At 64.4% G+C, this 23917-nt stretch carries 24 protein-coding genes and 1 pseudogene; 12 read left to right on the forward strand and 13 right to left on the reverse strand.

The window, feature by feature from the left end:
• Window positions 1-38 precede the first annotated feature (38 nt).
• The 8 genes from AC0L2O_RS22545 (at window position 39) to AC0L2O_RS22580 (ending at window position 7439) form a co-directional block, all read left to right on the forward strand.
• Entirely contained in the window at window positions 39-560 is a 522-nt protein-coding gene (locus AC0L2O_RS22545) for a hypothetical protein (RefSeq protein WP_473371245.1), read from the forward strand.
• A 79-nt stretch (window positions 561-639) separates the two neighbouring features.
• Complete coding sequence (locus AC0L2O_RS22550) at window positions 640-918, forward strand: hypothetical protein (protein ID WP_473371246.1); 279 nt, start codon at window positions 640-642, stop codon at window positions 916-918.
• Between the two features lie 9 nt (window positions 919-927).
• Entirely contained in the window at window positions 928-2367 is a 1440-nt protein-coding gene (locus AC0L2O_RS22555; RefSeq protein WP_473371247.1) for a TolC family protein, read from the forward strand.
• A 13-nt stretch (window positions 2368-2380) separates the two neighbouring features.
• Complete coding sequence (locus AC0L2O_RS22560; RefSeq protein ID WP_473371248.1) at window positions 2381-3718, forward strand: copper oxidase; 1338 nt, start codon at window positions 2381-2383, stop codon at window positions 3716-3718.
• 32 nt (window positions 3719-3750) lie between these two features.
• The gene (locus AC0L2O_RS22565; protein ID WP_473371249.1) at window positions 3751-4206 is read left to right on the forward strand and encodes a cupredoxin domain-containing protein; all 456 of its coding nucleotides are present in this window, start codon (window positions 3751-3753) and stop codon (window positions 4204-4206) included.
• Window positions 4207-4222: 16 nt separating this feature from the next.
• Window positions 4223-4522, forward strand: a complete 300-nt coding sequence (locus tag AC0L2O_RS22570; RefSeq protein ID WP_369726135.1) for a copper-binding protein — start codon at window positions 4223-4225, stop codon at window positions 4520-4522.
• 280 nt (window positions 4523-4802) lie between these two features.
• The gene (gene flhA / locus AC0L2O_RS22575) at window positions 4803-6944 is read left to right on the forward strand and encodes a flagellar biosynthesis protein FlhA (protein ID WP_369726136.1); all 2142 of its coding nucleotides are present in this window, start codon (window positions 4803-4805) and stop codon (window positions 6942-6944) included.
• A gap of 294 nt (window positions 6945-7238) precedes the next feature.
• Window positions 7239-7439: a hypothetical protein gene (locus AC0L2O_RS22580; RefSeq protein ID WP_369726137.1), complete on the forward strand. Its 201-nt coding sequence runs from the start codon at window positions 7239-7241 to the stop codon at window positions 7437-7439.
• 180 nt (window positions 7440-7619) lie between these two features.
• Here the strand turns inward: AC0L2O_RS22580 and AC0L2O_RS22585 are convergent, their stop codons facing one another.
• The 6 genes from AC0L2O_RS22585 to fliI all read right to left on the reverse strand — a co-directional run bounded on the left by AC0L2O_RS22585 (window position 7620) and on the right by fliI (window position 13821).
• Entirely contained in the window at window positions 7620-8837 is a 1218-nt protein-coding gene (locus AC0L2O_RS22585) for an NAD(P)/FAD-dependent oxidoreductase (protein WP_473371250.1), read from the reverse strand.
• Window positions 8838-8948: 111 nt separating this feature from the next.
• Window positions 8949-9908: a helix-turn-helix transcriptional regulator gene (locus AC0L2O_RS22590; RefSeq protein WP_473371251.1), complete on the reverse strand. Its 960-nt coding sequence runs from the start codon at window positions 9906-9908 to the stop codon at window positions 8949-8951.
• Window positions 9909-10094: 186 nt separating this feature from the next.
• Entirely contained in the window at window positions 10095-11147 is a 1053-nt protein-coding gene (locus tag AC0L2O_RS22595; protein ID WP_473371252.1) for an anti-sigma factor, read from the reverse strand.
• A 74-nt stretch (window positions 11148-11221) separates the two neighbouring features.
• Window positions 11222-11767: a sigma-70 family RNA polymerase sigma factor gene (locus AC0L2O_RS22600; protein WP_473371253.1), complete on the reverse strand. Its 546-nt coding sequence runs from the start codon at window positions 11765-11767 to the stop codon at window positions 11222-11224.
• 187 nt (window positions 11768-11954) lie between these two features.
• Window positions 11955-12374, reverse strand: a complete 420-nt coding sequence (fliJ, locus tag AC0L2O_RS22605) for a flagellar export protein FliJ (protein WP_409190173.1) — start codon at window positions 12372-12374, stop codon at window positions 11955-11957.
• Between the two features lie 121 nt (window positions 12375-12495).
• Window positions 12496-13821: a flagellar protein export ATPase FliI gene (gene fliI, locus AC0L2O_RS22610; RefSeq protein ID WP_409190174.1), complete on the reverse strand. Its 1326-nt coding sequence runs from the start codon at window positions 13819-13821 to the stop codon at window positions 12496-12498.
• Window positions 13822-14243: 422 nt separating this feature from the next.
• On the opposite strand from fliI, the gene ctrA reads away from it, so the two are divergent.
• Window positions 14244-14945 carry a response regulator transcription factor CtrA gene (gene ctrA, locus AC0L2O_RS22615; RefSeq protein ID WP_007600544.1) on the forward strand — a complete coding sequence of 234 codons (702 nt, stop codon included), beginning with the start codon at window positions 14244-14246 and terminating at the stop codon, window positions 14943-14945.
• Between the two features lie 112 nt (window positions 14946-15057).
• On the opposite strand, the gene AC0L2O_RS22620 is transcribed toward ctrA, so the two are convergent.
• Window positions 15058-16641, reverse strand: a complete 1584-nt coding sequence (locus AC0L2O_RS22620; RefSeq protein WP_473371254.1) for a hypothetical protein — start codon at window positions 16639-16641, stop codon at window positions 15058-15060.
• A gap of 71 nt (window positions 16642-16712) precedes the next feature.
• Complete coding sequence (locus tag AC0L2O_RS22625) at window positions 16713-18524, reverse strand: CHAT domain-containing tetratricopeptide repeat protein (protein ID WP_473371255.1); 1812 nt, start codon at window positions 18522-18524, stop codon at window positions 16713-16715.
• 275 nt (window positions 18525-18799) lie between these two features.
• Between AC0L2O_RS22625 and AC0L2O_RS22630 the strand changes: the two genes are divergently transcribed.
• Window positions 18800-19204, forward strand: a complete 405-nt coding sequence (locus tag AC0L2O_RS22630) for a DUF350 domain-containing protein (protein WP_409190177.1) — start codon at window positions 18800-18802, stop codon at window positions 19202-19204.
• A 138-nt stretch (window positions 19205-19342) separates the two neighbouring features.
• Here AC0L2O_RS22630 and AC0L2O_RS22635 read toward each other — a convergent pair whose 3' ends face one another.
• Complete coding sequence (locus AC0L2O_RS22635) at window positions 19343-19564, reverse strand: hypothetical protein (protein ID WP_473371256.1); 222 nt, start codon at window positions 19562-19564, stop codon at window positions 19343-19345.
• Window positions 19565-19678: 114 nt separating this feature from the next.
• Here AC0L2O_RS22635 and AC0L2O_RS22640 point away from each other — a divergent pair, with 114 nt between their 5' ends.
• On the forward strand, window positions 19679-19918 hold the full coding sequence (locus AC0L2O_RS22640) for a hypothetical protein (protein ID WP_473371257.1): 240 nt from the start codon (window positions 19679-19681) through the stop codon (window positions 19916-19918).
• 3 nt (window positions 19919-19921) lie between these two features.
• The gene (locus tag AC0L2O_RS22645) at window positions 19922-21082 is read left to right on the forward strand and encodes a glutathionylspermidine synthase family protein (RefSeq protein WP_473371258.1); all 1161 of its coding nucleotides are present in this window, start codon (window positions 19922-19924) and stop codon (window positions 21080-21082) included.
• Between the two features lie 152 nt (window positions 21083-21234).
• Here the strand turns inward: AC0L2O_RS22645 and AC0L2O_RS22650 are convergent, their stop codons facing one another.
• The 4 genes and pseudogenes from AC0L2O_RS22650 to AC0L2O_RS22665 form a co-directional block, all read right to left on the reverse strand.
• On the reverse strand, window positions 21235-22107 hold the full coding sequence (locus tag AC0L2O_RS22650) for a CheR family methyltransferase (RefSeq protein WP_473371259.1): 873 nt from the start codon (window positions 22105-22107) through the stop codon (window positions 21235-21237).
• Complete coding sequence (locus tag AC0L2O_RS22655) at window positions 22104-23303, reverse strand: protein-glutamate methylesterase/protein-glutamine glutaminase (protein WP_409190182.1); 1200 nt, start codon at window positions 23301-23303, stop codon at window positions 22104-22106. Before AC0L2O_RS22655 ends, AC0L2O_RS22650 begins: the two co-directional genes overlap by 4 nt.
• A gap of 75 nt (window positions 23304-23378) precedes the next feature.
• Complete coding sequence (locus AC0L2O_RS22660; RefSeq protein ID WP_008138864.1) at window positions 23379-23744, reverse strand: response regulator; 366 nt, start codon at window positions 23742-23744, stop codon at window positions 23379-23381.
• A 72-nt stretch (window positions 23745-23816) separates the two neighbouring features.
• Window positions 23817-23917 (reverse strand): annotated as a pseudogene (locus tag AC0L2O_RS22665) (chemotaxis protein CheW); the annotation flags it as partial.

Genomic DNA, 23917 nt, shown 5'->3' on the forward strand with positions numbered 1-23917 from the left:
ATATTGGGCATGCGCGGTGCACTGCGGTAAGAAGGAGCTTGGCGAAATCGCGCTTTGCCATTAGTTTGCAATCCGCGTGTGCGACATTGCCGCGCGATGAGCATGTCGGAGAAATGTTGTTGCAATTGACGCGATCGATGCGGATCAGGGTGGGGCGCCTCGTCGCGCTCGCCTATCTGTTCTGCGTGCTCGCGCCGGCGGCAGCACTTGCCTGGGGCAGCGGTCCGGCGCCGTGCCTTGATGATACGCTGCTGGCCGATCTCGTGCCGGTGCATCATCAGGTGGCGGCGGCTCACAGCCATGAGGGCAATGTGACGCATGACAATACCGGCAAGCACGCGCATCACCAGGCCGCCGCGCAGGACACACCCGCTCCGCATCATCATGACAGCAAGGGCAAGGTGGGCCCGTGTTGCGCGATGATGTGCGTGAGCGCGCTGCCGGCCGACCTCCCCAGCGTCGCCCAGCCGCTGCAGCCGATCTCCGCCTGCACGCCCGGGATCATGGCCAGCCTGCACAGCCAGGCGCCGCCCCTGCTCTACCGCCCTCCCATCGTCTGACCTGAACAACGTCACGACTTGAGGCGTCGCGCGTCTGCGCGCGCACGCCCGTGGTCCTCGGACAGATCAGGGATGACTCATGCTTACGCTTCTCGGGGCGAGATCCGCCGCCGTATTCTCGGCGCGTGGACGATACTTTCGATTCATTTGGCCGTTGCTAGTAGCGTTTGGACTGGCCGGCTGCATGCCAGCGGCCGTGCCGCTCGCCAGCGGCGGCCCTGCCGATCCAGCGGCCAGGGTTGCGCCTGTCGGCTATCGATCGACGATCGCGCCCTACACCAGCCTGCGACCCACCACGCCGGCACCATGGCAAGAGCGCAATGACAGCGTTGCGCCGCAGCCGAAGCCACAGCACTAGGAGCGCGCCATGGCACACCCTTTGGCGCGCAGCCTTCTCGTGCTCGCTGCGTTCGGCCCTTTAGAGCTTGCTCTTGCCGGCTGCGCGTCGTTCTCGCCTGACAGCGGCATGTCCGCGGTCTCGGAGCTGACAAACCAGACCATCCACAAGGACGTGGCCTTCGTTCGGTCGCCGGAAGGCGCGGACGCGGCCGGCGCAACCGTCCGCCGGCTGTTGTCGCGCACGCTGAGCGTCGATGCCGCCGTGCAGATCGCGCTGCTCAACAACAAGGGGCTGCAAGCCGCCTACAACGAGCTGGCGCTGGCCGAGACCGATCTGGTCGAGCAGAGCCTGCCGCCCAATCCGATGTTCTCGGTCTCGCGCATCAGCGGCAATGGCGCCAGCGAGATCGAGCGCCAGGTGGTCGGCGACATCCTGGCGTTGGCCACGCTGCCGTTCCGCTCCGACATCTCGCGCGACCGCTTTCGTCAGGCGCAATTGCGCGCGGCGCTGGCCACCTTGCGCCTCGCCGCCGATGTGCGGCGTGCCTATGTGCGAGCGGTCGCCGCCAACGAGATGGCCGCGCTGCTGACGGATGCGAAGTCGACGGCGGAATCCACCGCGCAGCTCGCGGTCAAGCTCGGCGAGACCGGTTCGATCAACAAGCTCGACCAGGCCCGCGAGCAGGTGTTTTACGCCGAGACCACCGCCGATCTCGCCACCGCGCGGCAGGCGGCGACGAGGGCGCGCGAAAGGCTGGCGCGGTTGATGGGACTGTGGGACGACGGCCTCGATTTCCGTCTGCCCAATGCTTTGCCGGCGTTGGCGCGGCGGCCGCAAGCGCTGCCTTCGATTGAAGCCGACGCGGTGGCGCATCGGATCGACCTCCAGATCGCGCGGCTGGAGCTGACGGCGCTGGCAAAGTCGTTGAACCTCACCGAGGCGACGCGCTTCGTGACGCTGCTCGATCTCGCCGGCATCTCCCGCCGCTCCAAGGATCCCGAGGGCGCGCCGTTTCGCGAGCGCGGTTTTGACGTGCAGTTCCAGATCCCGATCTTCGACGGCGGCGAGGTGCGGGTGCGGCAAGCGGCGGAGGCCTACAATTTCGCGTTCGATCGCCTGACCGAGCGCGCTGTGAATGTTCGCTCGGAAGCGCGCGATGCCTACCGCACTTACCGATCCGCTTACGAGATCGCGAGCCACTACCAGCGCGAGATCCTCCCCCTGCGAAAAATCATCACCGAGGAAATGCAGCTGCGCTTCTCCAGCATGCAGGTCGACATCTTTGCGCTGCTGACCGAAGCCCGGCAGCGGCTCGCGTCGCTGCGCGGCGCGATCGACGCGAAGCAAAATTACTTCCTCGCTCAATCCGACCTGCAAACCGCCGTCAACGGAGGCGGCACGCCTGCGGCCGGCCGCGACAATCCAACCACCATCGCCGCGGCAGCGCCTGCCGACGGCGGCCACTGAGATGGAGGACAACATGTTTTCCCGCCGAGGATTTCTGGGCACCGCCGCGTTCGTCGGCGCGAGCGCGATTCAGGGCCGCGTCCAGGCCGCGGGCATTCCGGAAGCCGCGCATATGGACAAGGCGGTCATGCAGCCGCCGTTGCATCCGGCCAGCGGCCCGGACTACCGCCCGGTCGTCACGCTGAACGGCTGGACCCTGCCGTTGCGCATGAACGGCGACTGGAAGGAATTCCATCTTGTCGCCGAGCCGGTGGTGCGCGAACTCGCCGAGGGCATGAAGGTCAACCTGTGGGGCTATAACGGCCAGTCGCCGGGACCGACGATCGAAGCCGTCGAAGGCGACAAGGTCCGCATCTTCGTCACCAACCGCCTGCCCGAATACACCACCGTGCACTGGCACGGCATGATCATTCCAAGCGGCATGGACGGCGTCGGCGGACTGACCCAGCCGCATATCCAACCCGGAAAAACCTTCGTCTACGAATTCGAGATGAAGAAGAGCGGGACCTTCATGTACCACCCGCACTCCGACGAGATGGTGCAGATGGCGATGGGCATGATGGGCATGGTCGTCGTGCATCCGCGCGATCCAAACTTCCGTCCCGTCGACCGCGACTTTGTCTTCGTCATGAGCACCTATCTTGTCGACCCCGGCACCTACCTGCCGAAGGTCAACGAGATGACCGAGTTCAACATGTGGACCTGGAATGCGCGGGTGTTTCCCGGCATCGATCCGCTCCCGGTCAGGCTCGGCGACAAGGTGCGCGTGCGCATGGGCAATCTCAGCATGACCAACCATCCGATCCATCTGCACGGCCACAGCTTCGCGGTGACCTGCACCGACGGCGGCTGGATTCCGGAGAGCGCGCAATATCCGGAGACGACCACCGACGTGCCGGTCGGTGCCGTGCGCGTATTCGACGTCCTCGCCGATAATCCCGGCGACTGGGCGTTCCACTGCCACAAATCGCATCACACCATGAATGCGATGGGCCACAACATGCGCAATTTGATCGGCGTGTCGCGCAAGGATCTCGCGAAGGCCGTCGGCAAGCTCGCGCCCGACGGCATGGCGATGGGATCGACCGGCATGGCGATGGGCAACATGGAGATGCCTGCGCCCGACAACACGCTGCCGATGATGACCGGCACCGGCCAGTTTGGCCCGATCGAGATGGGCGGCATGTTCACGGCGATGAAGATCCGCGACGGGCTTGCGCGCGACGATTATCGCGATCCCGGCCCCTACCAATTCCCGCAAGGCACCGTCGCCTACGAGGTTGCTTCGCCCGCGGCGGAGCCAGCACGGCAGCAACCCGGCGCCGCGCCGATGCAGAAGATGAAGATGTGAGCGTTTCGATCAACCACCAACTGGAGAAGAAGATGAAGACGACGATTAAACTCGCTTTGGCGCTGGCCGCGCTTTCGATCGCGCCTGCGCTCGCGCATGAGCATCGCGCCCACGAAAGCTTCGCGGCCGGCGAACCCGGCGACCCCAACAAGCCTGCACGCACCGTCGAGATCGCGATGAGCGAGATGTCCTACGAGCCGTCGAACATCACGGCGAAGCGCGGCGAGCAGATCCGATTCGTGCTGCGCAATGTCGGCAAGGAGGACCACGAATTCCTGCTCGCGACCACCAAGGAGAACCTCGCGCATGCAGAGGTGATGAAGAAGCATCCTCATATGGAGCACGACGACCCGAACGGAGTGCGGCTTGCGCCGAACAAGACGGCCGAGATGGTCTGGAAGTTCACCAAGGCCGGCACCTTCGAATTTTCCTGCCTGATCCCCGACCATCGCGACTACGGCATGGTCGGCCACGTCACCGTGAAATGAGCTGATGGAGAGAGCCATGAAACCGACCATCCGCATCACCGCGGCGCTCACGCTGACGCTGGGCTTGACCGTGAGCGCAATCGCGCAAGCGTCCTCCATCAGCGGCGAGGTGAAGAAGATCGACGAGAGCGCCGGCAAGATCACGCTCAAGCACGGAGCCGCCAAGAACCTCGGCATGGATCAGCCCATGACCATGGTCTACCGCGTCAAGGACCCCGCCCTGCTCAAGCAGGTGAAGGTCGGCGACAAGGTGACCTTCGAAGCCGAGGAGGCGCCGTCGGGGTACACGGTGACGAAGCTGCAGAAGGCAAAGTAGGGCCATCCTGGTCATTCCGGGTTCGCCCTTCGCGCGCCCCGGAATGACGATCTGAGAGCCGGAAATATCCCGCTCTGACCGCCTGCCTCCCCCGTCGTTAACCCTTTGCTAACCATACACCGGGCAAAAATTGCCCAGTGGAGTCGAGTGTCGTCAGCCGCGTAGAACGGGAGCTCCCGTGGACGCCAGTGCGGTGCCTCACTTTCGGAACGGCGGCCCTTCGGCCGCCGCGCAGACGTTTGGGGCGCGTGGACGGCAGTCACGCGGGGGAGCAGCTACCATGGTCGACGTCACCGCGGGACAGGGCGTAGGTAGCACGAACGCCGGCATTCCCACCCTTGCCGAGATCGGCAATATCCTCAAACGCGGCGATATCGCGCTGGCGCTCGGCGTCCTCACCATCCTGGTGGTGCTGATCCTCCCGTTGCCCGCGATCGTGCTGGATCTTTTCCTGGCGATCTCGATCACGCTCTCGATCCTGATCCTGATGACGTCGCTGTTCATCCAGGCGCCACTGGAATTCTCGGCTTTCCCGACCGTCCTGCTCATCTCGACCATGCTGCGGCTGTCGCTCAACATGGCTTCGACGCGGCTGATCCTGTCGCACGGGCACGAGGGCACGGACGCGGCCGGTCACGTCATCGAGGCCTTCGGCAGCTTCGTGATGGGCGGCAATTTCGTCATCGGCATCATCGTTTTCGCCATCCTGATCATCGTCAACTTCGTCGTCATCACCAAGGGTTCGGGCCGCATCGCCGAAGTCGCCGCCCGCTTCCACCTCGACGCCATGCCCGGCAAGCAGATGGCGATCGACGCCGACCTCTCGGCCGGCCTGATCGACGAGAAGGTCGCCAAGCAGCGGCGCAAGGATCTGGAGGACGAGAGCGGCTTCTTCGGCGCCATGGACGGTGCCTCCAAGTTCGTCCGCGGCGACGCCATCGCCGGCCTTCTCATCGTCTTCATCAACGTCGTCGGCGGCATGATCATCGGCGTGGCGCAACAGGGCCTGTCCTTTGCCGACGCGGGGCGCAGCTACACGCTGCTGACCGTCGGTGACGGCCTCGTCACCCAGGTGCCGGCGCTGATCGTCTCGACCGCGGCCGGCCTGCTGGTCTCCAAGGCCGGCGTTTCCGGCGCCGCCGACAAGGCGCTGATGAAGCAGTTCTCCGGCTATCCGCAGGCGCTGGCGATGTCCGCGGCCGTCATGCTGGTGCTGGCGGCGCTGCCGGGCATCCCGACCCTCCCCTTCCTGGCGCTCGGCTCCGGCGCCGGCGCGCTCGCCTGGCACGCCCGCAACCGCAACCGGGCGACGGCCAGGGCCGACGAAGCTGCAAAGGCCGCGCCCGCGGCCGGGACGCCCGGCGCGCCAGGATCCGCCGCGGCCGAGGAGCCGATCTCGGCGGCGCTCAAGATCGACGACCTCAAGATCGAGCTCGGCTACGCGCTGCTGCCGCTCGTCAACGGCCCCGACGGCACTGACCGCCTCACCGAGCAGATCAAGGCGCTGCGCCGCTCGCTGGCGATCGAGATGGGCTTCGTGATGCCGGCGGTGCGCATTCTCGACAATGTCCAGCTCGAGGCCAACACCTACATCATCAAGATCAAGGAGGTCGACGCCGGCACCGGCAAGATCTGGCCGAGCCAGTTCATGGTCATGGACCCCGGCGGCAGCCAGGTGCAGGTGCCCGGCATCCACACCACCGAGCCGACCTTCGGCCTTCCCGCGACCTGGGTCGATGCCAGCCTCAAGGAAGAGGCTTCGCTCAAGGGCTACACCGTCGTCGACGCCGCGACGGTGCTCTCCACGCACCTCACCGAGCTGCTCAAGGCCAACATGTCGGACCTGCTCTCCTATGGCGAGGTGCAGAAGCTGCTCAAGGAGCTGCCGAAGGAGCAGGGCGAGCTGGTCAAGGACATCGTGCCGGGACAGGTGACCGTGTCCGGCATCCAGCGGGTGCTGCAACTCCTGCTCGCCGAACGCATCTCGATCCGCGACCTCTCGACGATCCTCGAAGGCATTGCCGACTCGCTCGCCTTCTCGCGCAATCCCGCCACCATGGTCGAGCATGTCCGCGCCCGGCTGGCACGGCAGATCTGCGCGCAGAACACCTCCTACAGCGGTTATTTGCCGCTGATCGCGCTGTCGGCGCGCTGGGAACAGGCCTTTGCCGAGTCCATCATCGGCCAAGGCGAAGAGCGCAGCCTCGCCATGCAGCCCTCAAAGCTGTCGGAGTTCATGACCGCCGTGCGGGAGGCGTTCGAGCGCGCCGCCCGCGAAGGCGAAGCGCCGGTGCTGGTCACCTCTGCGGCAATTCGTCCGTTCGTCCGCTCTCTCGTCGAGCGGTTCCGCGCCCAGACCACGGTCTTGTCGCAGGCCGAAATCCACCCCAGGGCACGGTTGAAAACGGTCGGAAGCATCTGATTTGCCTTAAGAAGCCGTGTGTTTTTTGGCCACAGGCAAATGGTTTTTGGGTTTTTGACGCCTCCGCGCCCGAATGTGCAAAAGGCGGCCTATAAGCGAACTAGAACTTTGAAACTACTGGAGAATATCACGATCGACGGTCGCTCTCGATCGCGACTCTTCACGTCGTGTCACGCTCTTGTGATCGCCTCTTGGGAACGAATCCCCCCAATACTAGGTTGTTGGGCACCGGAAGCATGAACCTGCCTAAACAAGGCGGCGACTACTTCGGGTAGATGGCGGCAGGAGCCTTCCATGAACCACTCGATTTACAGCGCAGATCGCTCGACCCACCTGAAGATCGTGGTCGTGGCCCTCGTCGCAGGGATCGCGGTGGCAGGCTTCGGCATCACCTCGCGCTCGGGTTCGGACGACGGCCTGACCCAGACCGCGCGCGTCATCAAGGCCGGCAAACCGGTTGTGATCACCAGCTCGAACGCATCGCTCGTTCGTTAAGGAGTTTTGACGAGTTTTTCGAATTCACGCGGCTCTTTACCAGCCCCCCAAAGTCGCCACGTGGATATGTAGACGACCCCAACCCCAAGTCGACTACAGAAAGCGCCCGCCCCCCACGGGCGCTTTCTCACGTCTGGCCCCCTCGTCATTGCGAGAGCAGCATCGCGACGTCGCGCGATGCTACCGCGCCCCATAAGTCGGCGGCGGCGCCTGCACCATCGGCGCTGCCGCGGCGAACAAGTCCGCCTTGCGTCCCGAGAGCGGCGGATAGATGCGCTGGCGGTTGATGGTCTGTTTGGTCGCCTTCGCGGCCTCGCCAATCGTTCGCACCTCCCGGTCCCACCCTTCGGTATAAAGCGCACCCCAATCGCCGAGATCGAGCACGGTCACGTACCAGTCGATCTGCAGCGGCAGCATCGGCTGGCCTGCTAGATCGGCCACGACATTGTGGCCGGCGAAGCGGCCCATCGGACGGGCGAACTGGCAGGACATCACGGTCGGATGCGAACCGTCGACCACGCTGCAGGCGACGTCGCCAGCCGCAAAGACGCCGGGCAAGTCCGCAACCCGCATGAACGGGTCGACCAGGATGCGCCCGAGGCGGTCGCGCTCGCCCGGAAAGCTCGCCGCGAGCAGACTCGCGCGCATGCCGGCGCACCAGATCACGGTTTGCGCGGCGATGAACTCGCCGGAATCCAGGCTGATGCCGGCGCTCTCGATGGACACGACGCGGGCGCCAAGTCGCGTCTCCACCCCGAGGGACGACAACGCCGCCTCGATCACGGGCCGCGCATGCGCGCCGATGGTGGCGCCAACTGCAGAATTGGGATCGACCAGAATGATGCGGCGGCTGCCGTTGACACCCGCACGCGCCAGACTGCCCGGCATCTCGGCCGCGACCTCGATGCCGGTAAAGCCTGCGCCGACCACGACGACCGTCGAAAGCCCGGACGACGGCGCGCTGCGTCCAAGCGAGACGAGATGCGCCTCGAGGCGGAGCGCCGCGGCGTAGGTGTCAACGTCGAAGGCGTGGTCGGCAAGGCCGGGAATGTCGGGCCGCATCACTTCGCTACCGAGCGCCAGCACGAGGCGGTCGTAGTAAAGCATCTCTTCGCCGCCGCGCGTGACCAGCGAGATCCGGCGTTGTGCCGGATCGATAGCCTGGACCTCACCGAGGACATGGCTGACTCCGATCGGATCGAGCAGTTGCGCCAGTGGAAGCGCGACGTCGCTGAGATCGACCTCGTAATTGCGCACGCGGATGTTGTGATAGGGATTGCGATCGACGACGCAGATTTCGATGTCGTCTCCTGCGCCGATCTCGTCGCGCTTGCGCGCGGCGCCGATGGCCGCCCACAGACCGGCAAAACCGGCACCGAGCACAACGATACGCGCCATGTCCGCCTACCGTGCTTTCCAAGGAGATCCTGCGGCCTGCCCGCGCAGGCAAATATAGCTGATGTCTCCGGATCGACCAACTGTGCCGCCGCCGCTGAACGAGCTTGCGGCTCAGGCCTCGCGCAGTTCGGACGGCGTCGTGGCAAAGCGCTTGCGGAAGGCGCGGTTGAAATAGGACAGGTCAGAGAAGCCTGAGGAGTGCGCGATGTCGCTGATCTTGCGCGTTCGGGCGCGGGGATCGCAGAGCAGCTTTCGCGCGAGCAAGAGGCGCTGCTCCAGCACGAATTCGGTGAAGGTCGTGCCCGCCTGCTCGAACAGCCGCTGCGCCTGGCGCGGGCTGAGGCCGGAGCGCGTGGCGACTTCGGACAGGCAGAGGTCGTTGCGGCTCAATGCCGCCATCACGTCGGCGCGCATGAGATCGAGACGGGCCGCCGCCTGTCCGCGACCGCGTGCGAGCGCCGCGTGCTCGGCATCGGTGCCGAGCAGGAGACCGACGAGATCGACCATGTGTTGTGCGGTGAGGCGCTGGCCGACCGCGTCGAGATGTGGCGCGTGATGTGCGGCGAGCGCGTGGTAGCGGAAGATGGTTTCGGCGACCGCACCGTCGCTGAGCACTTGCGACAGCTTCTCCTCCGCGCGCGGATTGATGTCGAGCAGTGCGCGGCGCGGCATCCGGATGGTGGTGAAGCGGTTCTCGTCGGTGTGGCCAACACTGCCGGTGATGCTCATGTCGACGAGCACCATCTGTGCCGGCACGAGCTCCACGCTGTGACCGTTCTGCGCGACAAGGACGAGGCCCGCATGCGCAGCGATCAGCACGAGATCGTCGCTGCCGTCGGCAAGCCGGCTCTGCGTGCGCGAATATTGCGCGGAGGCGCCTTCGGGGATGGCCAGCGCGATATTGTCGACCACGCTGATCTGGAGCCGGCAATCGATGCTGTCGCCATGGCTCGGCCCGATATCGAGGCCACAGGGTCCGCAGGCCTTCTCGCGCCAATGCTCGAACGCTGGGCCATGCGGTAGCCCGGCATATTGGTGAATGAAGATGCCCGGCGACTTGACTGCATCCATTTGATTTCTGGCCCCTCTCCGGCATCACGGTCGGCAGGGCCGACCTTAAATTCCGGGCATTTGACGCCGCGGATTGCCGGGAGGTTCAAATCGGCGACGGATTCGGCCGGACTTGTCGGGATGCGACGACAGGATGGACCGTAGCGACGTAGCGCGAATGACCCGATCCTCGCTCGGAGACGGCTGTTACTTCTTCGCGGGCGCCTGCCGCTGGGTCGGCGGCACGGTCTCGATCAGCTTGCCGGAAAATACCGGTGCCGAGGTCGGCTGACCGTTGGGCGAGCCGCCCGACTGCTCGACGGTGACGGCATAGGTCGCGCCGTTGACGACGTCGGAATCGAAGCCGGCGAGCACTGGACGCGCGGTGAAGTCGCCATTGCCGATCACACCGAGCGAACGCGGGCGCGGCAGCTTGTCGGAGATCAGCCACAGCTCGAAGCTCTTGCCTGGCTCCGGCGTTGCGCCGACCTTGCGCACCGTGAAATTCCTGGTCGCACCATCAATGGTGAGAATGAAAGCGGGTCCGCCGCTCTGGCCCTGCAACAGTGCCACATATTGCGCCGGCGCAGCCAAGGGCGCGGCCGGCGTCTTCACCTCGACCGTCTGGATGCGCGGCGCGGGACGCAGCGCGCCTGGCAGTGCATTGGGCATCAGGATCTGAAGCGACAGCGTCACCAGCAGAGCGGCCGCGAACGCGCCCACGGCGGCGGCGGCATTGCGCCAACGCTTCACGCGGCTCTCGAGATAGATCACGTTGGTGTCGTCGACGATTGGCACCTGCGTCATCGGCAGGACGCTCGGGTCCGGCGCATGGGTCTGCGGCATGAATTGCGGCGGCAAAATCGGAATCGCGTCGGAATCGGACTGCGGCCCTGCGGGCTGCTGCACATCCAACGATGGCGGCTCCGGCGGTGCAGTCACGGGTGACGAAAGCTCCGGCGCAGGAGAGACGGGCAGTGGCGGCGGCGCGTCCGACATCGCCGGCGGCTCCGGAGAAGAGTCCTGCGATGATGCCGCCCGCGCGATCTCGAGCCTGATGTTCTCCCACACGATCGGCCGCGGCTCGATCGTGCCAACCATCTGGTTGAGGACGCCGAGCCGGAATTCCCAGGCCTGCACGATACCGGCGAACTCCGGGTCCACCGCCATCATGGTCACGACCTGCGCGCGCTCGTCGGCGTCGAGTGTGCCGAGCGCATATTCCGCGGCGAGCGCGATATGGTCCTCGCTATAGGCCATCAGTGTCCTTCACTTCTCCTATCGGGAGACGTGAAGTGAGAACGCCGCGCTTGCATAGTCACTCTCACCATCATCTATAGTCCGAGGCACTCGCGGATATCCAACATGCTGCGCCGGAGCCACGTCTTCACCGTGTTGACGGGTGCGGCGAATTTCTCCGCCAATTGGTCGCGGCTCCAGCCGTTGTAATAGGCGAGAAGCACGAGCCTCTGACGGTCCGGCTCGAGCCGGCCAATACATTCCAGCAGCCGTTTCAGCTCCTCCGACATCTCCCGGCGCGCCAGGGGATCGGGACTGTCGGCGGTGACCTCCATCGCCTGAGGCTCCTCCTCGATGGAGGCTTCCGTCTTCTTTCGCACGACATCGATGGCGCGGTTGCGCGCGATCGACGCCATCCACGTGATCGGCGAGGACAGTGCAGGTTTGAACTGTCCGGCGCTGTTCCAGATCTTGACGTAGGTCTCCTGAATGACCTCCTCTGCGAGATCCTGTCGGCGCAAGATACGGAGCACGACCCCATAGAGTTTCGCGCGCGTGGCGCCATAGAGGCGCTCGAACGCGGCCTGGTCGCGCTTCGCCACCTCCTCGATCAGCCCGACCAGCTCTGCTGGCGTCAGCATTCGGCCCCCCAATGCGCGGCCCGTCGCATCCCGCGCGGACCCCGGCACCCCTGCCTCTACCATAGCGCGCGGCAAAGCGTGCCACCAAGGGGGCGACGCGCCACACTGTGGACAGCAAATGCAAAAACCCGGACCTTGCGGGTCCGGGCTTCGCGAATTGTCGGCGGTTTGACCGCTGGCTGTGCCTTTAGGCGATGGCACCCATGCGGGCGCGCATCAGGCCGATGCTATCGAGATCAGCCTGCTCGCGGGCATTTTCCTCGGCCCGTTCGCGGGCCTGATCGCGCTCGTCCAGGAGCTCGACCTTCTTGAGCTCCTCGAAGGCTTCGCCGAGCGCAGCCTTGGCTTCCTCGAGCTGGCCCTTCAGCTCGTCGGCCGAGCGGGTCAGGTTCTCGCGGCGCTGGATCGCGGCCTTGGCATAGGTCGGATAGGCGAAATGCGAGGGATCATTGATCCCGGCGCGGTCCTGCTCGGTCTGGATCTCCCGTTCGAGATCCACCGACATCCGCTGGAAATCGGCAATCATGGACTCGATCTGGGCGACCCGGCGGCGCTTCTCGTCGACCTGAAATTTCTTCAGGCGGATGAGGGTATCACGTGACTTCATCGACTCGTACTCCCCAGAAGTCCCTTGGCTGCACGTGGGACAACACCGCTCTCCCCACAGGCCCGATTTGGGCCCAGACCGGCGTGACTACTCTGTGGGGTCGGATGATGACGGGACAAAGTTAGCGTTCCGTTTCCAAATTACCGAGGATTTGCCCCAACTGGCGGTAGCCGTCGGCCAGCGAGGCATTTTCGTCCTTGCCCTGGCGCAGGAACGCCTCCAGCGGCTCGTGCAGGCGGATCGCCTCGTCAACCTCCGGGCTGGAGCCGGCCCGGTAGGCGCCCAGCCGGATCAATTCCTCCATGTCGGCGTAGGTCGCCATCACCTGGCGCGCCCGCTGGATGGTCGGCCAGAACTGCGGATCGGCCGATTTCGGCATGGTGCGCGAGACGGATTTGAGGATGTTGATGGCCGGGTAGCGGCCGCGCTCGGCGATCGAGCGCTGCATCACGATGTGGCCATCGAGGATGCCGCGGACCGCGTCGGCGATCGGCTCATTATGGTCGTCGCCATCGACCAGCACGGTGAAGATCGCAGTGATCGCGCCCTCGCCGAGACCGGGGCCGGCGCGCTCCAATAGCTTCGGCAGCTCGGTGAAGACGGTCGGCGTGTAGCCCTTGGCGGTCGGCGGCTCTCCGGCGGACAGCCCGATCTCGCGCTGCGCCATGGCGAAGCGCGTCACCGAGTCCATCAGGCAAAGCACGTCCTGGTCCTCGTCGCGAAAATACTCGGCGACCGCAAGCGTCAGATACGCGGCCTGCCGCCGCATCAGCGCCGGCTCGTCGGAGGTTGCGACCACCACGACGGAGCGCGCCAGCCCCTCCTCGCCGAGGTCGTCCTGCAAGAATTCCTGCACCTCGCGACCGCGTTCGCCGATCAGGCCGATGACGCTGATATCGGCATCGACGTTGCGCGCCAGCATCGACAGCAACACCGACTTGCCGACGCCGGAGCCCGCGAAGATGCCCATGCGCTGCCCGCGACAGCAGGTGAGGAAAGTGTTCATGGCGCGCACGCCGAGATCGAGCGGGGCACCGACGCGCTTGCGCGAATGCGCTGGCGGCGGCGAGTTGCGGAACGGCATCGGCGAGGCGCCTTGCGGCAACGGGCCCTTGCCGTCGATCGGCTCACCCAATGCGTTGACGACGCGGCCGAGCCAGGCCGACGACGGACGCACCTGATTGGCGGCATTGGCGATGACGGCCTTGCAGCCGCGGCGCACGCCCTCGAGGCCGGCGAACGGCATCACGACGGCATTATTGCCGGAGAAGCCGATCACCTCGCAGGGAATCGAACGGTTGGCACCGGTCTCGATCACGAGCCGCGCCCCGACCGACATGGCGTGAATCGGGCCGGCCACCTCGACCATCAGGCCGCGAACGCCGACCACGCGTCCGTATATATTGACGCCGTCGATGTCGCCGATCTGTTCGGCAAGAGCCTTCATAGTGTGGCCTTCATGGGGTGGCCTTCATGGGGTGGCCTTCATAAGCAGCGCGTGGCGAGACTCTTAAGTTTCGCCATATTTCTGAACAGGGCTTAACTCCGTGTTTACCCGCATCGTTAATCATTGCGTCACTGTCTTTGTGACTGAGCGCTTCTCCCCTTCAGAAGAAGGTTGAGTCGCGGGAGTCGGTTAGGCCCGTCTCTTAAAGTGGACCTTGAACGGAGCCGGATAACGAAAGCTGCTTCCTACACAAGACCTTAGGGCGATTCGACAAAAATTGCACTGGGGGGACTTGCGTTCCAGAATCAGAGTTTGTTAACCATCTATCGTCAGGATCCGAATCAGTTGTTCAAAGGCGTTTTGTTGAGTGCCGCGAATGCGGCCGACCTGACGCCCAGGAGCGGCGACTATGGGGAACTGGCATGCGCGTTTTGCTGATTGAAGATGACAGCGCCGTCGCGCAGTCGATCGAGCTGATGCTGAAGTCTGAGAGCTTCAACGTCTACACGACCGATTTGGGGGAAGAAGGCGTCGATCTCGGTAAATTATACGATTACGACATTATTCTTCTCGACCTCAACCTGCCCGACATGTCCGGATACGACGTGCTCAAACAGCTCCGGGTCTCCAAGATCAAGACACCGATCCTGATCCTCTCCGGCCTCGCCGGCATCGAGGACAAGGTCAAGGGTCTCGGCGTCGGCGCCGACGACTACATGACCAAACCCTTCCACAAGGACGAGCTGGTCGCCCGCATCCACGCGATCGTGCGCCGCTCCAAGGGCCATGCCCAGTCGGTCATCCAGACCGGCGACCTCGTCGTCAACCTCGACACCAAGACGGTGGAAGTTGGCGGCCAGCGCGTGCATCTGACGGGTAAAGAATACCAGATGCTGGAGCTGCTCAGCCTGCGCAAAGGCACCACCCTCACCAAGGAAATGTTCCTCAACCACCTCTATGGCGGCATGGACGAGCCGGAGCTGAAGATCATCGACGTCTTCATCTGCAAGCTCCGCAAGAAGCTCGCCAACGCCTCGGAAGGCCGCAACTTCATCGAGACCGTGTGGGGCCGCGGCTATGTGCTGCGCGAGCCGCACGAGGTCGAAGAGCGCATCCCCGCCTGATCCGTTTCAAGTCGCAAGCCCTGCGGGGCTTGCTCCTCCCAGCCTGGATGAACCCCGCCGCAAATGGCGGGGTTTTGTTTTTGGGCGCCTATGAGGTCCGGCGCAGCAACGATCAGGCCCTTGCGAGAGACGGGGCCGCCAGGTCCTGCTTCCAAACCGGACAACGCGCCGCCGCCTCGCGGAGCCGGCCGATCATCGCATAGCCGATGATGAAGCCGAACGCGAAGGTCGGAAGCACGAAGGATGCTAAGAATGCCCATCCAGAGAGGTGGTCGACGATTTCCATCACCGGCACGGGGACGATGTGGTGGATGATCATCAGCACCCACAGCATCACGGTCATACCGCCGCCGAAGACGAGACCATCTCTCACCTGCCGCGTCTTCCGCGACCGCCTGCCCCAGGTCGAATCCTGCACCAGCAGGGCGGTCATCGCGCCGATGCCCCACGGGAAGATCAGCAGCGGCAGCTCGCGCAGCACGACGTCGGGATAGGCTCGATCGGGAAACTGATAGAAATCGAATATCGCCTGGATCGGTAAGAAGATCAGAGCGCTACAGAGACCGATCGAGAGGATGAATCCCACCGGAAGCCGGCCGAAGATCGTCTCGTTCGCAAAACCGTAGTACCTCTTGAAATAGTAGATCAGCCAGAAATTCAGGATGAACTGCAGCGGCGTCGTGACCAGGGTGCGCAGGACACCGGCGGCTTGATCTCCCGGGACTTGAATGATCTTGCCCGATCCGAGCAGCCACAGCAGGCACCAACCGAAGGTGAAAGCCGCAACGGTCGCCACGAACTTGACGATGCCCGGCGGGGACGGCTCCAGTGTGAAGCCGATCGCGCCCAGCCTTCGCTTGCTGCGGCCGAGCGACCATTCGCCGGCGAGCGCCGCGCGCGCGGCAAACAGCAGAAGATTGTTGAGCAGCGAATCCATGTCCTTGCGAACATCCTCGAGCATGCATCCCGCCGCCGTCTGGGCCGCCAGTTGAAGCTGGCTGACCACGCTATGGCGGGTCGAGAGCTGATCGAGTGCCTGCCAGTCGTCCGGCTCGACCTGGCTGTCTTCCATGATCGCGCCGTAGATCTCGGCGCTGCTCTTGAGCACCCGCACCGTGCGGAAGCACAGCGCGTCATACACCGCCAGCAGCTCCGCATAGACGTCGGAATTGCGCTCCATGAAGCTCTCGCTGGTTCCGGCCCAACTCTCGAGGTGCAGCATGAGCGCCGAGATCTTCAGCAAGCGCGACTGGATGGCAGTCGATTGCACGGCACGAAAGTCATCGATCTGGTAGCCGACCCTGGCGAGCTTGCGCTGAAGGCTCGGCATGTCCTCCGAATGGACCTGGAAGGGCGCCGCGGCCAGCATGTCGCGCAGCGCGAGCGCGCTTGCCGGAATTCCGGCCAGCCCCTGGCAAAGGCTTCGCCACCACGCCGGAACAATTGGAATGCGCCAGACGAAGATGAGGAGCCAGATCGTGGCCAGCGGCGACAGCTTGTCCGGAAGCAGCGCGTAGAGGATCATGAACGGCGTGATGAAGGCGGCGACGCCAAACACGAACAAGGGCTTTGTCGTGAAGGAGCGGGTGCCCTTGAGCGTGTGGAATCTGAACCAATAGAACAGGACGACGAGAAGCGGTCCGCCAAAGGACCCGAAGAAGGCGTTCAGGGGGTCTACGACATTGTCGAGCGTCACGGTGAACTCCTATTGCCAGGGTTCGCTGATGAAGACGCACCGGACGCCGCAGCATCCGGCGGTCATGCGAATTAGGCAGCCTGGGCGACCATCTTGGCTTTCTGGACCAGGAGATCGATGTTGTCGGGCGCGAGCGCAATCGCGCTGTCCATATCGTTTTGGGCCTTCGCCACGTCCTTGATCTGGGCATAGGCATTGGCCCGCGAGACCAGGTATTTCGGCTCGTTCTCGTTCGTCGCAATCGCCATGCCGAAGGCCTTGATCGCCTCCTCAAGATAGCCGCCCTTGTCGTCGGTGCCGGCGGCCGTCATGCTGACGATGCCCTTGATCCAGTAGAATTCCGCGTTCTTCGGCTTGAGCTTGATCGCCTCCGCGATGTCGTTGAGCGCATTCTCGTAGAGACCGACCGTCACGTTGAAATTGGCTCTGCGCACGAAATACTCGGGCTTCGCCGGATCAAGCTTCAGCATGTAGGCGAAGCTCGCGGCGGCCTTGGGAATTTGCTTCTGCTTGTGCTGAAGCGTGCCGAGATCGAAATAGACTTTTGCCAGCCGAACCGAGAGTTCACTGTCATCGGCAAGCAGGCTGTGAAGCTCCTGCCCGCGCCGCGTCAGATCCTCCAGCGCCTCGATCGTGGTCGCGCCGGCGGCAAGCGCCTCCATGAATTCGTCGCGCCGCTGCCGCAGCATTTCCTTCGAGGGCCGCGCCGCCTCGGGCGGGATCGGCTGCGGCGCCTCGACGTCAAAAATCCGGCCGTCGGACGAACGCATGTAGAGGACCGGGATTCCCCATTCGACGCGGGACTTCTCCTGGATGAATTTACGCGCGAGCGTGACTGCATCGTCGATCGGACGGTTGCCGGCGAGCGCAGCGTAGAATCCTTCCGACATCGAAATCGCGGCACCGTCGGTAATGGGAAACTGCATCGCCACCACGGCGGGCAGCCATCCCGTCTTCATCAACCCGATCGCGGGATTGCCGAAGCGATCGCCGACATTGATACGCGCGCTCTCGCAGCAATTGAGCACGATCAGGCGAAGGCTTCGCTTTGCCCCTGTCAGCATCATCGCAAGGTCGGAGGCGAATTTCTTCACCGGCTTGCCGTCCTCGTCGACCATGACCACGAAGCCGGTCGCACCGGCGCCGGGCGAGGCTTCCTCGACACCGCCATGCCCGATGAAATGGAAGATGTGCCAATCCCCCTCGAGCAGCTTCTTCATCAGGTCTTTTCCAGTCCCGCCGGGGACCCACTGGAAATCGACCTTGCCTTCGTGCTGGAGCGCGTCGATGCCCTTGTTGATGCGATCGCGCTCCTTGACGACATTGAGCTTCGGCCATTCGCTGGTCGAAGGATCGGAGATCATGCCGAGGATGCGCAGCGGTCCCTTGACGCCCATCCGGCCGACGGCGCCCGCCGTTTCGAGATAGCGCACGATGGGGCGCGTGAGACTGACGAAGCCCGGCATGTCGTCTTCGTCGTAGAGATATTCCCAGGGCAGCCCGGCAAGGTCGGCCGCCTCGATCCGCAGCTTGATCCTCAGGTCCTGGGCCGCGCCCTTGCTGCGTTCATAGATCCGCTGGATCGACGGGACGTCGGTGAAGACGCTGCGAAACACCCCGCGCCCGAAATCCCGCAGCACCTGCTCGCCGCGCGTCGTCGGGCCCTGCCGATTTTTGTCGTCGATCTCCAGGACGGCGTTTTCCAGTTCGCCCCGCAGCTTGGCCAATTCGCCGGGAGCGGAAAACCAGAACTTCACCTGGCTCTTCGGCGCCTCACCGGCCGGTGACCTGACCACCCGCCCGTAATATTGCTGAGGGCCGCCACCCACCGGCAGATCGGAGCCGATCTCGAGCTCGAAATCTTCGTATTCGGCAACAGGCATTTTGAGCCCTCACTCAACAAGATTTCCAGCTGCGAAGAATTCCTCGAACTAGCAGTGGCCGATAGCAATGGGGACCACCGCGACATCAATGGGCCGGACTATCACACACAACCTCGAGACGCATTTGTGAAGCATGTCTCATACGGCAGGTGAATTTGTGCGGTGCCCCAGCACCCGCAGAGAGCCGGCCTCGTTTCTGGGGATCGAACCCATCTGCCCGGTGCGGTGACAAAGCGATCGTGCCAGAATCCGCGCGGTAGAAATTGGACCTCCCCATGATCCTGCAATCGCTCGCCGGCCTGCCCGCTTTCCTGGTCTATTTCTGCACCGGCCTGATCGCGATAGTAGCGTATCTGTTCGTCTACACGCGGATCACGCCGCATAATGAGTTCCAGCTCATCCGCGAGAACGATCCGGCCGCAGCCATTGCGCTCGGTCTCAGCCTGCTCGGCTTCGTGGCGCCGCTGTTCAGCGCGATCGCGCATGCGGCCAATGTGCTGGACTGCCTGATCTGGGCCTTCGTCGCACTGATCGTGCAGGTCGCCGTGTTCTATCTCGTGAAGGTGCCGGTGCCGAACCTGTCGGGGCGGATCGCGGCCGGCGAGCTTGCGCCGGCGATCTGGCTCGGGCTGTCCTCGCTCGCCGCGGGCCTCTTGAACGCTGCCTGCATGATCTACTGACATGGTCGCGAAACCTCCCACCAAGGAATTTGGCAAGCGCCGGCCGGGTCCCATAGCGTCGGCACCGCGAGAGCCGGTGAAACGCTCAGGCCATGTCGCGCTGCTGGTGATGGGCACGATCGCGGTCGGCACCACTGCCTACACGCTGATGCCGCGACAGAGTTGCAGTCCCCCTTCGCCCGGAGCGTCAGTGCCGGGCGCGGCGGCGCCGGCACAGGCGAGCACCAATTGCGGCAGCAGCCACGGTTGGTCGGGCAGCGGCAGTTCAGGATCGTCGTCGCGATCGAGCTTCTTCAGCAGCGACTCCTCGAGCCATTCCTCATCGGGAGGCTCGTCCGATTCAGGCTCTGGCGGCGTCACGCGCGGCGGCTTCGGCTCGTTTGCGCATGCGTTCTCGGGCGGCAGCTGAGGCGCGGGTTTGTGGGTTCACAGTATTCTGCGGCCCTGCTTAGGTAAGCCCGCGGGAGGAAGCGCATGAAACGTTCGCGAAGGGTCGTGCTCACCCTGATGGGCACTGCCGCGCTCAGTGCGGTCTCGATGGGATTTGTGAAGCGCGAGCGCCCGTGCGGCTCCGGGCTCGAGGCTGTGCCCGGTATCGACGGCAGGCCCTATTGCCGGCCGGCCTATGGCGGCTTCGGCGGCACGCTGCATCAGATGCACCGCCATGGCCATTCCGGCCAAGGTCATGGCGGCCACGGTCACGGCGGCGGCTGACACATGCAACGCATCGTCTGTCCCGAACGCGACGATTGGCGGCAAACCGCCGAGCAATGCGGCTTTGCCTTCCACACCTTCGACGGCGAGCGCTATTGGGACGAACGCGCCTATTACGCTTTCACACTCGACGAGATCGAACGCGGCATCGAGACGCCGACCGGCGAGATCGACGCGATGTGCCTTGAGCTTGCCGGACGGGTGATCGGCGAGGAGCGGCACTTGCGGCGGCTGAAGATTCCGGAAGCATTCTGGGGCTTGATCGCGGAGAGCTGGGAACGCGACGACCGCAGCCTCTACGGCCGGCTCGACCTGAAGTTCGACGGCGAGACGCCCGCAAAGCTGCTCGAATACAATGCGGACACGCCGACCTCGATCTTCGAGGCCGCGGTGTTTCAGTGGACCTGGCTGGAGCAGGCGATCGAGCGGCGCATCATCCCCGCGCGCGCCGACCAGTTCAACTCCATCCACGAGCGGTTGATCGAGGCATGGAAGACGATTGGCGCTGGCCGTCATCTGCATCTCACCGGCACCACGGGCGCCGAGGAAGACGCCGGCACGCTCGCCTATCTCGAGGACACCGCGCGCCAGGCAGGGCTAACCACCACGCTGCTCGATGTCGAGGAGATCGGATGGCGCGACGGGACGGGTGGCTTCGTCGATCTCGATGATCGCGACATCGCACTCGCGTTCAAGCTCTACCCTTGGGAATGGATGTTCCACGACGCCTTCGGCGCCAAGCTCGCAGACGCGCCCACGCGCTGGATCGAGCCGCCGTGGAAAGCGGTGCTCTCCAACAAAGGCATCCTGCCGCTGCTCTGGGAGATGTGTCCGAACCATCCGAACCTGCTGCCGGCGTTCTTCGAGGACGACCCACGCGCGGTCGAGCTTGGCAGCTCCTATGTACGCAAGCCGCTGCTGTCGCGCGAAGGCGCCAATGTCACGCTGGTCTCAGCTGGCGTCCCGCTTGACGCGCACGCGGGCCCTTATGGCGCAGAAGGCTTCGTGCACCAGGCGCTCTCGCCGCTGCCGAACTATTCAGGCTTCTATCCCGTCGTGGGAAGCTGGCTGGTGGACCACGAGCCGTGCGGCCTCTCGATCCGTGAGGATGAGAGTCCGATCACCGGCAACAGTTCGCGGTTCTTGCCGCATGCGATTTTGTGAGGATCGTCATTCCGGGGCGCGACGTCGTCGCGAGCCCGGAATCCATAACCACAGGCAGATCGAACGGCCCCACGTCTAACCGCCTGCCTATTTCAATGGCCTGTGGTTATGGATTCCGGGCTCCGCGCTAACGCGCGGCCCCGGAATGACGTTCACTTCGCGGCGGCAATCTTCAGCGGCTGCGGCATCAATCCGCCCATCGGTCGGCCGGAGCGCGCTGGATTGAGCTGGTAGAGGCCACGTCGCTCGGTCACCGGACGGAAGGCGTCGGTGATGCCGACGACGGATTCAGCTGCTCCCAGCAGCAGCGTGCCGTCCGCCTCGAGGACCTTTGTCATGCGCTCGAAGATCACGGCCTTGGTGTCCTGGTCGAAATAGATCAACACGTTGCGGCAGAAGATCACGTCGAACGTCCCGAGATGAGAGAAGTCCTGCAACAGATTGAGCTGGCGGAACTGCACCATCGCACGGACATCGGCATTCAGCTGCCAGACGTCGCCGATTTGCGTGAAGTATTTCATCAGAAGCTGGATCGGCAGGCCGCGCTGCACCTCGAACTGGCTGTAGACGCCGGCCCTGGATTTCTCCAGCACCTCCTGCGAGAGGTCGGTGCCGACGATCTCGATACGCCAGCCGGCGAGAGCAGCGCCCATTTCCTTCAGGCACATCGCGATCGAATAGGCCTCCTGCCCGGTCGACGACGCCGCCGACCAGATGCGCAGCGATCTGCGCGCGGCGCGGGCCTGGATCAGGCCCGGCATGATGCTGTCGCGCAGGTGATCGAACGGGATCTTATCGCGGAAGAAGAAGGTCTCGTTGGTGGTCATCGCTTCGACCACGTCGGTCGCGAGCCGGCCGTCGCCGTTCCTGATCTTGAGAACGAGATCGGGGATGCCGGGCAGGCTCGCCCTGCGGGCGAGCGGCAGCAGCCGGCTTTCGACCAGATACTGCTTGTCGGGGGAGAGATCGAGACCGGAGCGTTCTTTCAGAAACTTGCGCAGATACTCATAGTCCGCGGGCGTCACGAGCGGTCTCCCGCAAACAGGCGATTGACCTTGGCGCCGATCTGGTTGAGCGGCAGGATTGCCGCGCAGATGCCGGCATTGGCGGCGGCGCCCGGCATGCCCCACACCACGCTGGAGGCTTCGTCCTGCGCAATGACGCTGCCGCCGGCCGCGACGATGTCCTTGCCGCCGCGCATGCCGTCCGAACCCATGCCGGTCAGGATCACGGACAGGATGGCGCCATGCCAGATGTCGATGGCGGAGCTGAAGAGCGGATCGACCGCGGGCTTGCAGAAGTTGACAGCGGGGCCGTCGTCGAGCGCGATTGCAGCCTCGGCGCCGTTACGCACGACGCGCATGTGCTTGCCACCGGGCGCGAGGTAAATGCGACCCGGCTTCACAGGCTCGCCGTCGACCGCCTCACTCGCCGGCTTGCGGCTCGAACGCGCCAGATGCTCGGCGAGAATGGTGGTGAACGTCGGCGGCATGTGCTGGGTGATCAGCACCGGGACGCGGTCGATCACCGGGCCGAGTTCGGTGACAAGCGCCATCAGCGCCTGCGGGCCACCGGTCGATGAGCCGATCAACAGCACTTTGGGTGCCTGGGATGAGAACGGACGCGTGGTGAGCGGCCCCGACGACAGGGCATGCAGGGCTGGAGCGGCTACGGGCGCAGCTGGGCGTGCGACAGCCGGTCCGCGCGCGGCCGGCGCCGGGGTCGCTGGTGCCAGTGGCGGGCTTCCGACCGCTGACTTCCTGCGCAGACGCGCGCCGAGATGACGGATCTTCTGGATAAGGTCGTGGTGGAAGATGTCCGCGGCGGACGCTTCGCGCGTCGACTCCGGCTTCGGAATGTAGTCGGCGGCGCCCAGCGACAGCGCCTTGAAGCTGATCTCCGCGTTGCGGCGGGTCAGGGTCGAAGCCATGATGATGACGAGGTCGCGCTTCTTTGCCAGCAGTTGCGGCAGCGCCGAGATGCCGTCGAGCTCGGGCATTTCGATATCGAGCACGGCGACATCGGGATTGATGCGCTCGATCTGGTTGACGGCCTCGAGCCCCGTGCGCAGCGAGGCGGCGACCTCCATGTCATGCTCGGCGCCGACCCAGCGCGAGATCAGACCGCGAATGACGACGGAATCGTCCACGATCATCACGCGTAGCGGCCCGGCTTCGCGCGACGGACTCGTGGTCGAACTACCTGCGAACGCAACACTCATTACTCACCAACTCAGACTGAAACGGTTCAGTGGAAAACAAACGCCGAAGGATCCGTCCAGCCTCCGGGGCAGTCGCTAGATCAGGCCGACTTCCTGGAACTTCGCCGTCACGATGTCCTTGTCGAAGGGCTTCATGATGTACTCGTTGGCGCCGGCGTGCAGCGCGCGCGCGATATGCGCGACGTCATTCTCGGTGGTGCAGAACACCACCTTGGGCTGATCGCCGCCGGGCATGCGGCGGAGATGGCCGAGGAACTCGTAGCCATCCATGATCGGCATGTTCCAGTCGAGCAGCACCGCGTCGGGCAGTCCGCGCTTGCAGGCTTCCAGCGCCTTTTCACCGTCCTCGGCCTCGAGAATCTGAAAGTCGAGGCCCTCCAGGATCCGGCGCGCAACCTTGCGGATGACGCTGGAATCATCAACGACGAGACAAGTGCGCATGTGAACCTCTGCTTCCTCCCCTTTTCCCGGGGGCACTTCAATTGCAAGTCCGCCGGCAGCGATGCCGCCGGATCAGGCCGCCATCATCTCGGGCGCGAGCTCGAGGACGCGATCGACGTCGAGGACGACCATGAGCTGACCGTCGAGGCGGTGGACGCCGCCGGCGAGCTTGG

It is taken from the genome of Bradyrhizobium sp. Kon10, from assembly GCF_055807395.1.